Genomic DNA, 11103 nt, shown 5'->3' with positions numbered 1-11103 from the left:
GATGCAGGATGGTTTGAGCTTAAACGACAACTGGAATATAAATGCAAGTATGCAGGTTGTCAGCTTGAGATCGTAAATGAGAGTTACACTACCCAAACTTGCTCGTGCTGCCATAAAATAAGTGACAGTAGTCCGAAAGGTAGAGCAGGTTTGCGAATAAGAGGATGGACTTGTGCTGAGTGTGGCACATGGCATGATAGAGATATCAATGCTGCTAAGAACATCCTTGCGGTCGGGCTTGGCCGTCTAGCTGTAGGAATCCCCTCGGTTTAGCGAGAGGAGGAGGTCAAGTGAATAGTAAGATAGGCGCTATAATGGCCTGATAGTTAATTGTTTTTCAGCTGCATTTGATAAGAGCGACCTTTAGGTCGCTTTTTTTTATGGAATTATTACTCAAAACTCTAAACAATAAGGGCTAGATTCTAAGTTACATTAAAGACTTAATTCAAAAGTTAAGTATTTAAATAAATGCTAAAAGTAGCAATGCTTCAACATTAATAAACCAAGGATAGGTCATCAATGAGTACTCAGTCAGTTGTTAATAAAGAAAGTCATTCAACAGTTAAAATGCTAACCAAGGCTGGAATGCTAGCGGCTTCAGTGGCATTAGTAACGGGCTGCGTGTGGAAACCAGATTTAGCCCCAACTCAGCTGCAACATTGGGAATTGCCCACAAGCTCTTACGTGGATTTAGAGGGATTAAAAGTTCATGTGGCGCAGTCAGACTTATGTCAGGCGCAAGATAAGACAGGTAAAGAGAACAGCAAGCCGGAAAACATTGTCCTAATTCATGGTACATCTGCCAGCTTACACACTTGGAATGGCTGGGTGTCGGAGCTTGATAAAGACTATTGTGTAGTACGCATGGACTTGCCTGCCTTTGGTCTAACCGGACCCTATGCCAATTCTAGTAAACGCTATACTATGGGTAATTATGTTGATACGGTTATTGGTGTGATGGACCAAATGAAAATTGGTGAAGCAACGATTGCGGGCAACTCGCTGGGTGGCGGAATTGCTTGGCTAACTACTTTGCGACACCCTGATAGAATTAATCGTCTTATTTTAGTAGACGCATCAGGCTTTCCTTTTACACCAAAACACATCCCAGTGGGTTTTAAACTGGCGCAGTATCCCATTTTGGACCCTTTAGTATCAAAAGTATTACCCAAAAGTTTGGTCCGTAAAAGTGTTGAGAGCGTTTACGCTGATGACTCTAAAGTGAGTGATGAGCTGGTAAATAGATATTATGAGTTAACCAGACGTGAGGGGAACCGTAAAGCCTTAACTCAACGCATGCGTGAATCATTCGCTGGAAATGAGGTGGCGCAAATCGGCAACATAAAACAGCCGACGCTTATCCTTTGGGGAGCAAAAGATGATTTAATCCCAATAGATAATGCGTATAAATTTAAGGAAGCCATACCAAACAGTCAATTGGTTATATTTGATAATCTAGGTCATGTGCCCCATGAAGAGGACCCTAAAGCCACTGTAGCTGTCGTAAAACAGTTCTTACAGCAGTCAAAATAGACCAAGCAATAACTTGTTTAATTCTTCATTAGGATACGATATGCCAACATTATTTATGGTCCAACTGGGAGCTCGGCCTAAAGGGCGTTTAATCGAGCAACACGATATTTTCTTTGGAGTGGGCGAGAAATTGAGCGCTCTTATTCCTGCTATCAATACCCATTGGCCAGAGGTCAAAAATAAGTGGCATATTGATTCTTACCAAGCGGTAACTCACGTAATCGGTGTAGACGAGAAATATTATAAAATATCTTGGAGAGCCGATGAGCACACGGACCACACTCAAAATCAAGAAGCACAGCCGCAAGAATCGCCTAAGTTGTATTTTATTAATCTAGGGGGTTACCAGCAGGGTAGTATTGAAGAATTTCATCATAAGTTATTGGTTGTTGCGCCTACAGAGTCAGCGGCCAAAGCCTATGCCCGAAAGACAAAGTTTTATAAAGACTTTAGTTACAGCGATAAAGAGACCCCCTTTAATGGCGCCTCACACATTGATGATAAACTTTGTGTAGATGTCGATGAAATTTATGATGTGTCAGGTCTGATTTCCTTAGGAAGGTTGTTTATAGAGGCCTTGGCTGAAGATATTGAACCAGTCGAGGATAAGGCCTATGTTGGTTATCTCAGTATCAAAAAGCTCCAAGCTTTGGGTTTATAGGCTCGTGAGCCAACTTCTAAGCAATGAAATACACAGTTAATTGAGCTGAGTTATCTCTTAAAAACTTGATAACTGCTTGTAAACCCTCATAAACCTCTAATGCAGGGTCACTTATTTCGCTATAATAAATAGCCTAAGCTAGAATTTGTGACCCTTGTTGCTTAATTTCATATCAAATTCTTATTAAAATCCTGATTGATAGGTTTTTATCTTTTATAACTGTTTTAATGCTAGTTATCACAGTTAGAGCTTCCTTAACTATAATATCTCTAATAAAGCCAAAATATATATGACTAAAGACAGTAATGACATTCATACAGCATCAGAAGTTGCTGTCACTGCCTCCAATAATCTGCAAACGGCAAAACAAATCGGCGAGTTGCCAGTATTGGCCAAAGACCGTCATTTTTTAAATCGCTTACAGCGTGAGCTAAGCCGTCCTGCAAAAAATACCAATCCCAAAGCTTTGGCGGAAAAACAAGCTACCTTTGATAAAATTAAGTCAAGCTCGCAGCAAGTGGTTCAAGAGCGTATGGACAGTATGCGTGCTAATTTGGCAGAAACATTAAATGAAGAATTGCCAGTCAGTAAACGTAGCGAAGATATCATTCAAGCGATTCATGATCATCAGGTTATTATTGTGGCGGGTGAAACTGGCTCGGGTAAAACCACGCAATTACCAAAGCTTGCGATGCTGGCAGGTCGTGGTATTACCGGTCAAATTGGTCATACCCAGCCCAGACGATTGGCAGCACGTAGTGTGGCCAACCGTATTGCTGAAGAATTGGGCGAGCCACTAGGGGAAACGGTCAGTTTCAAAATCCGCTTTAATGAGCAGGGTACAGTCAAATCTGTCGTTAAATTAATGACAGACGGTATTTTATTGGCTGAACTGGGTCATGATCGCTTTTTAAGTAAATATGACACCATCATTATTGATGAGGCGCATGAACGAAGTCTAAACATTGACTTTATTATGGGCTATCTAAAGCAGCTGCTACCCAAACGTCCTGATTTAAAAGTTATTATCACTTCAGCGACCCTTGATACGGGCCGCTTCAGTGAGTATTTTGCCCAGTATGATAAAGCCAAAAAGCGCATGGTGCCTGCACCGGTTATCGATGTGGAGGGTCGGGGCTATCCGGTTGAGGTTCGATATCGTCCTTTAACAGACACGCCGGTGACCAGCTCTGATGATGACAGCTTTGATGACTTTGAAGATAATTTACCGCGCGCTTTAGTAGCGGCAGTAGAAGAGTGCTTTGAAGATGCTACCGCCAAAGGTCATCCTGAGCATGCAGATATCTTAGTATTTGCAGCCACCGAGGCTGAAATTAGAGAGATGCAAGAGGTATTGGTTGCGCATGGGCCACGCCATACCGAAGTATTGCCTTTATTTGCGCGTCAGACTTATGCTGAACAGCAGCGAATTTTTCAGCCCTCAGGTCGTGGCAGACGTATTGTTATTGCTACTAACGTTGCAGAGACGGCGCTAACCGTTCCTGGTATCCGCTACGTTATTGATTTAGGCTTCGCCCGTATTTCACGCTATTCCTATCGCTCGCGAGTGCAACGTTTACCGATTGAAGCCATCTCGCAAGCCGCGGCAAACCAACGTAAAGGCCGCTGTGGTCGTGTGGCTCCTGGTGTTTGTATTCGACTATATTCAGAAGAAGATTTTGAAAGTCGTCCAGAATACACTGAACCTGAGATTCTACGTACCAACTTAGCGTCTGTTATCTTGCAAATGGCGAGCCTCCGCTTGGGTACGGTTGAGAATTTTGATTTTATTGAGCCACCCGATAGCCGTTTGGTGAAAGATGGGCGCAAGCTACTTGATGAATTGGGTGCAATCGCTCCCAAAAATCCGAATAGCAAAAAAACCCTATCGAAACAAACTTTAAACGAAGTCAAGCTGACCCGTATTGGTCAAAAAATGGCACGTATGCCGATTGACCCAAGGCTGGCGCGTATGTTGGTGGCCGGTAGTGATTTTGATTGTATGCTAGAGATGCTGATTATCGTTGCAGCTTTGGCCGTGCAAGACCCCCGTGAGCGTCCTGCAGAAAAGCGGGCTCAAGCAGACCAAAAACACGCCATCTTCCGTCAAGAAGATTCTGATTTCTTATTTTATTTAAGTTTATGGAACGCCTTATATGGCGGTGGTAGCAACAAGCTGAGTAACAGTCAGCGCAAGTCATTTGCTAAAAAGCATTATTTAAGCTTCCCGCGTTTACGTGAATGGGAGAAGACTTACCGTCAGCTTGAGCAGATGGTCACTGATCTTAAGCTATTGACCGACTCTGGTACCGAACGTAAAGACAAACCTGAATCTCAAAATGGCAAGAATAAAGGAAAAGCCAATCCAGCCGCTAAAGTAGCCAAGCGTGTTGCTAGTGATTTAATTGTTGATAAGGCTAGTGATAATGAGATCGATCAAGAGCAGCGTGCGGTTAAATATGCCAATCTGCATCGTGCCTTGTTGACGGGGCTATTATCAGTGATTGCTCATAAAACGGATCAACGCGGGGAGTACTTAGCCGCTCGCCAGCAAAAAGCGAAAATATTTCCAGCCAGCACTGTATTTAAGCAAGCGCCTGCTTGGGTAATGGCCTTTGAAATAGTAGAAACCTCGCAAGTATTTATGCGGACTGTGGCTAAGATTGAGCCAGAATGGATTATTTCTGCGGGTGGTAACTTACTTAAATACCATTACTTTGAACCACATTGGTCGAAGAAGACAGGGCGTGTCCGTGCTTATGCTCAAATTAGTTTGTTTGGACTGGTTGTCGTTGCTAAACAGCTGACCAATTACGAGCAGATCAACCTAGAAGAGTCACGTGAAATCTTCCTACGTGATGGTCTGGTTACTGGTAATCTGGGTCGTCAAGCGCCATTCTTACAGCACAATATGGATAAAATCGCAGACGTAGAGCGCATCGAAGACAAGTTGCGTCGCCGTGATTTATTGGTTGATGAAGAAGATCTTTATCAATTTTATGAGCGTAAAATCCCTGAGCATATTGCCAGTCGTAAAGCGTTTGAAGATTGGCGAGCGGAAGTTGAAAAAGAAGATCCTAAGTTCTTGTTCTTCACTGATGAAGATGTATTAAAAGAAGCCGCACCAACCACAGGCGAGTTCCCTGAGGTTTGGCAACTGGGTGATCTTAAGTTGCCGCTTAAATATGTGTTTGACCCGGCATCAGAAGATGATGGGGTAACCATTCGTGTGCCGCTAGCTGCTTTGCCGCAGCTTGATGCCATTGAGCTACTATGGGGGGTACCAGGTTGGCGTTATGAGCTGGTGTTGCAACTTCTTAAGTCATTGCCGAAAGACATTCGCCGCAAAATTGTTCCCATTCCAAATACTGCCGATGATTTGTTTGGTGAATTACAAGAAAATCACCAAGCAGGCTTGCTAAATCAGTTGTGCCAAGCCTTACAGCGCCGCGGTGTGGTCGGGGTGAAACCAGAAGATTTTAACCCTGCAAGCATCGACCGTTATCTACAGCCACAGATTTGTGTGGTCGATGATAAAAAACGGGTTATCGAAAAAGGACGTGATTTAAAGGCACTACAACAACGTCATGCCAGCGAGACCAGTCAAGCAGTATCAAAAGGCGGGGATTCGCAAGGGGTACATACCGATTTCCCTGAGCACTATAGATTCAGTAAAAATCGTCACAGTGCTGGTATTGTGATGAAAGAGTTTTCTGCATTAGTAGCTGACGAAGCAGGCGAGGCCGTGACCATTCATCAATTTACCGATGTCACTGCTGCACTTAAAGCACATCGCAAAGGCGTATTGACTCTTCTTCGAACTAAGTTAGGGGCCAAACAAAAGCAATTAACCAGCCAGATAGATAAAACCTTTAAGCTAGCATTTGCGCCTTTGGGTGATATGGATAAGCTAAAGACCATTGTCGTCGATGCTACCTTAGATGCTGCTTTAGAGGTTCATGCGCCTAAATTTAAGAACCATGACGAAGAGCTTTCAGACAATGCTGATGATGTGGCCTATAGGCTTGCTGAGCAGTTGCCACTAGATGATACTGAGTTTGAACAAACCGCAAAAGCTGTACTCGGTCAGTTTTTACTTGAAGGCCAGACCGTTCTTAAGTTGCTAAAAGAGGTATATACCCGTTGGCAACGTATTCGTCGCAGTTTGTTGATGTTAGATCGTGAGATATTTGGTGAGTCTATCGATGATATCGAAGATCAACTCGATGACTTGCATCTATCAGACTTCGTGTATCGTATGGATTATGAGCATTGGCAACAGTATCCTCGTTATCTTGAGGCCTTAGAGATTCGTCTTGAACGCCTAGAGCACAATCTAGATGGTGACTTAGATGCGGTATATGAGCTTGATACTCATATGGAGCGTTTGGCAGGACGTGCCGATGACGAGACCATTAGTGAGTATCGCTGGCTAGTAGAAGAATTTCGTATACAGCTGTTTGCTCAGCCTATGAAGACTCGCCAGGCTGTGTCGCAGAAGCGGCTTAATAAGATGTGGGAAAAGGTGAATGTACGTCGATAATTCTCATATATCAAGTGCTGGCGAATATTCTTTATTAAACCACTGTCAAAAATTATGAAAATCCAAGACAACGAAAATGATTTGATAAAACTGACAAACGACATAAAAGATTATTTAAATAAAAAAATTTAAATATAAGCCTACCCAGTATTGTCTATGAGATATTAGCGTTACAGCTTATTGATAGTATTGAACAGGAAGCTGCCATTAAAGCCCTTCTAGAAAGTAACATAGGCGAGCAGTATTGTGACCCTAAGTCAGAAGAGTATAATCCAATAAAAGCCATCATTTATCTTAAAGATAAAGATTATGATGAGGCTTGTTGGCTAAGTATCCTATTGATATATACCAATGATAGTGAACAAGCTGATTGGGCATTTATGCGTAAGCTATATGGGGGAGTGGGTTTAAACTTGAAGACAGCACTGACCTGGCAACAAGTTAATAAATCTTTTGATCAGCGTATGGCGCTATTAGAGCAACTGTCTTCGAGTTTAGCACTTAGTGATCCGAAGCCAAAATTTGGTCATCATCGTGCCTATGAATCTATAAATCAATTGCCGCTAGCGTTTAGCAGTTACATTGATTTTATTAATGAGCAGGGCGGTCATCAGGCATTATTTCGGCCTAAGGGAACAACACTAGATAAAACAGCTTATTTCCAGAAGTTATATGCTTTAATCCGCAAAAATGTTTATCGCTTCGGGCGCTTGACTACTTTTGAGTATTTGTGCTTGTTAGGAAAAATAGACTTAGCAGAGGTAGAGCCAGACAGTTGCTATATCGCTGAAGCTAGCGGACCTAAGCGTGGTGCTAAGCTGTTATTTGGTATGTTAGATGATGCTAAGCTCGATGAACATGCTATTGGCCTAGCAGATTATCTAAATGTCGGCTATCAGGAAATGGAAGCGGCGATATGTCACTGGCAAAAGTCTCCTAATCGTTATATAGCCCATTAATATCACTCTAAAGTTGATCTTTGTTAATAGAAAAAGCCCCATAAGTTAAAATTACGGGGCTTTTTCATGGTTAGATTTTGAGTTTAACTAATTGAATTAGCTAAGCTGAGTTGAAGTATTATCAAAGCTTTCGGGATGAACCTTATCTCCTAATATTTTATTGCCCACCACACCAGAGGTAATAGAGCCACTGACGTTCACTAAAGTACGCATCATATCAATAAGCGGTTCGATAGAGATTAATAAACCTGCCAGCTCTAACGGCATACCTAAGGTGGATAAGACAATAATCGCAGCAAAAGTTGCCCCACCACCAACGCCTGCCACACCGAATGAGGCAATCATTGAGACACCCACAACTGAGGCGATAAAGCCGACAGACCAGGGATCGATCCCCATGGTTGGTGCAATCATCATGGCCAACATAGCAGGGTAGACACCGGCACAGCCATTTTGGCCAATGGTTGACCCAAAGGATGCTGAGAAGTTAGCTATAGGTTTGGCAATGCCTAATTTATTTACCTGAGCATCGATACTTAAAGGAATCGTTGCTGCTGAACTGCGAGAGGTGAAGGCAAAAGTTAATACTGGCGCAATCTTCTTAAAGTGTTCAATAGGCGATCTGCCGGTTAGCATGATAATGAAGGCGTGGACAATTAGCATGATAAATAAGGCCACATAAGACGCCACTAAGAACTTAGCCAACTGCCAAATAGCATCCGCATCCGTAGTAACAATAACCTTAATCATTAACGCTAAGATACCGTATGGAGTAAGGCGAATAATGAAACGTACTAAAGCCATAATCCAGCTTTGCAGAACATCAATACCGCGAATAATAATGGCCCCTTTTTCTGGGTCATTTTTATTAACCGTCAGTGCCGCAATTCCCATCAAACTGGCTACTACCACAGCCGAAATCATAGAGGTACTGGCAAGCTCAGCAAAAGTGCCCCCCATGCTGGTCGGAATGAAGCTTAATATCAGGCCTGGAATAGTAAGGTCAGCGACATCTCCACTACGCTCAATAATATTTTGACCACGCGCAATTTCCATCTCTCCAGCGACAATTGAGCTGGCATCTAAATGAAATAGATTAGCAATAATAGCACCATCTAAAGCAGCAATACCGGTTGTAATAAGTAGGGTGCTAATAATCCAAAAGCTCATTGAGCCAATCATGGAAGCTTTCTCAAGGCGAGCGATGGCTGCTAGTATCGAGATGAATACTAAAGGCATAGCAATCATTTTTAATAGATTCACATAGCCGTTACCAACGATATTTACCCAAGGTAAGAAGCTTTCAGTATCGACATTTAACGCCGATAAGATAAGCCCGTAGACTACTCCTAAAAATAACCCTAAAAATACACTACGACTCAGTGAGTCGCTCTGACGGTGATATCGCCATAATCCGTATAGCAAGGCTATAAATATGACTACCAGCAATAGTAATAGCATGAGGAACTCCGCGCAGAAAGAAAACGTACCATTATCCTGATTTTTAATAAAAGGTCTAACAGTTAATCTTCAACTAGTTATTCCTATTGGTTATAAGCAGAGTTACCTTAAGTTAGTTTTTAGAGTCAAATGACTGAATCAGATAAGTTAAATAAATGAGCCTGTTTTTACATTAAGTGCTTGACCCTATTTAAAAGTTATTTTAGAATCTGTATCACTGTACTAGAACAAAGAAACGATCTATTGAAAAGCTTATTGAAGACAGGGTGCATCTAATGATCGAAATTAAAAATAGCTATGGGTTACATGCGTCAACTTTACCTAACAAAGAGGGCTTATTTGGTGAGTTTGGCGGGAAAATTGCTCATCCTGAATTGGCCAAAGCTTTGGATGAGCTTGAGGCGGGTTTTCACGAGATTATCAAAGAAGATGATTTTATTGCTGAGATGAAACGACTGCGTGAGACCTATGTTGGTCGACCGAGTCCTATTTATCATGCTAAGCGTTTGTCAGCGCATTGCGGCGGTGCTCAGATTTATCTGAAACGTGAAGACTTAAACCACACTGGGGCACATAAGATAAACCACTGTTTGGGCGAAGTGCTGCTGGCAAAAAAACTCGGTAAGAAAAAAGTCATTGCAGAAACCGGCGCAGGGCAGCACGGGGTAGCACTGGCGACAGCTGCAGCATTAATGGGCTTAGAGTGTGAAATTCACATGGGGGTGGTAGATATTAAAAAAGAGCACCCTAATGTCAGTCGCATGAAGATTTTAGGCGGGAAACTGGTTCCTGTATCGCAAGGAGCAGGTACGCTAAAATAAGCCGTTGATAGTGCTTTTGAAGCCTACTTAAATGATATCGAAAATAGCATGTTTGCTATTGGTTCTGTAGTAGGACCCGCTCCTTATCCTGAGATGGTGGGTTATTTTCAGTCGGTCATCGGACATGAAGCACGGGAGCAGTTTTTGAAGGCAACTGGAAAATTGCCCAATAAAGTGGTGGCTTGTGTCGGCGGTGGTTCAAATGCCATGGGCATGTTCAGTGGCTTTATGGATGACGAAAGTGTAGAGAAAGTAGGGGTGGAGCCGGCAGGTTAAGGTTTAGATACGCCCAATCATGCGGCAACCATGAGCAAAGGGGTTAAAGGTGAGATTCAAGGCTTCAAGTGTTATGTCTTGCTAGATGAAAAAGGCGAGCCGGCTCCCGTCCACTCTATTGCTTCTGGTTTGGACTATCCTGGTGTTGGCCCTCAGCACTCGCATTTACGTGACAGTAATTTAGCCACTTATGAGGCAGTGACGGATAAAGAATGTCTAGACGCTTTTATGGCCTTATCACGTATGGAAGGAATTATTCCAGCACTAGAGTCTTCTCACGCTGTGGGCTATGCTATGAAAATCGCGAAAGATATGTCTAGCGATGAGGCAATTTTAGTGAACTTATCGGGTCGCGGAGATAAAGATATAGATTTTGTTTTAGATAAAGTGACGCTTTAATCTTTGCGATAACGAATATTAAGCGATAACCTGTCTTTCAAGTGATAGACTCTTATAGCCTGCCAGCAACACTGGTGGGCTATTTTAGTTAACCCTCTTTAGTTTATTGTCTTTAGACTCAAATTTTAGACTTAAAAGATTTCAGGAAAATTGAGGTAAAGAGTTTATCACCAGTCGCCGTAAAACCACCCACTTCAGGGCATAGGTATCTACACAAATTTACTAGCGGCATCAGCGAATTCACGTAGTTTGTCAGGGGGATAATGATTTACCAATTCGGTAAAATTAAGCCACTGGAACAATCCTGCCATCACAGCAGGTGCGGTTATTGGTTTGCTGCGTTTCATTTGTCGACCTGAGAGGCGCACTAAAAACAAAGCAAACTCTTGTGACTGTTTATCAGATGCTTGCATAATACGCCACACGAGCGTACAAGCCTGAGAGGCAATT

At 42.6% G+C, this 11103-nt stretch carries 6 protein-coding genes and 2 pseudogenes; 6 read left to right on the top strand and 2 right to left on the bottom strand.

Annotated elements, in window-relative coordinates; all coding sequences use genetic code 11:
- The 5 genes from A1019T_RS09155 to A1019T_RS09130 all read left to right on the top strand — a co-directional run.
- The coding region (locus A1019T_RS09155; RefSeq protein ID WP_077451382.1) for an RNA-guided endonuclease InsQ/TnpB family protein at window positions 1-273 on the top strand (273 nt) is incomplete at its 5' end.
- Between the two features lie 246 nt (window positions 274-519).
- Window positions 520-1533: an alpha/beta fold hydrolase gene (locus A1019T_RS09145; RefSeq protein ID WP_244156606.1), complete on the top strand. Its 1014-nt coding sequence runs from the start codon at window positions 520-522 to the stop codon at window positions 1531-1533.
- A 40-nt stretch (window positions 1534-1573) separates the two neighbouring features.
- Complete coding sequence (locus tag A1019T_RS09140; protein WP_077451381.1) at window positions 1574-2194, top strand: DUF1543 domain-containing protein; 621 nt, start codon at window positions 1574-1576, stop codon at window positions 2192-2194.
- 289 nt (window positions 2195-2483) lie between these two features.
- Complete coding sequence (hrpA, locus tag A1019T_RS09135; RefSeq protein ID WP_244156605.1) at window positions 2484-6737, top strand: ATP-dependent RNA helicase HrpA; 4254 nt, start codon at window positions 2484-2486, stop codon at window positions 6735-6737.
- A 134-nt stretch (window positions 6738-6871) separates the two neighbouring features.
- Window positions 6872-7696, top strand: coding sequence for an alpha-glutamyl/putrescinyl thymine pyrophosphorylase clade 3 protein (locus A1019T_RS09130; protein ID WP_341864628.1), 825 nt, complete (start codon window positions 6872-6874; stop codon window positions 7694-7696).
- Window positions 7697-7792: 96 nt separating this feature from the next.
- Here the strand turns inward: A1019T_RS09130 and A1019T_RS09125 are convergent, their stop codons facing one another.
- Window positions 7793-9157 (bottom strand): cation:dicarboxylate symporter family transporter, encoded by a 1365-nt coding sequence (locus A1019T_RS09125; RefSeq protein WP_077451380.1) that lies wholly within the window; start codon window positions 9155-9157, stop codon window positions 7793-7795.
- Window positions 9158-9432: 275 nt separating this feature from the next.
- Between A1019T_RS09125 and trpB the strand changes: the two are divergent.
- Window positions 9433-10653: pseudogene (gene trpB, locus A1019T_RS09120) on the top strand (tryptophan synthase subunit beta).
- Window positions 10654-10862: 209 nt separating this feature from the next.
- On the opposite strand, the pseudogene A1019T_RS09115 reads toward trpB, so the two are convergent.
- Window positions 10863-11103: pseudogene (locus tag A1019T_RS09115) on the bottom strand (transposase); the annotation flags it as partial.

This window comes from Psychrobacter piechaudii (assembly GCF_900162825.1).
GTDB classification, from domain to species: Bacteria; Pseudomonadota; Gammaproteobacteria; order Pseudomonadales; family Moraxellaceae; genus Psychrobacter; species Psychrobacter piechaudii.
This window is presented reverse-complemented; position numbering and strand designations above follow the sequence as displayed.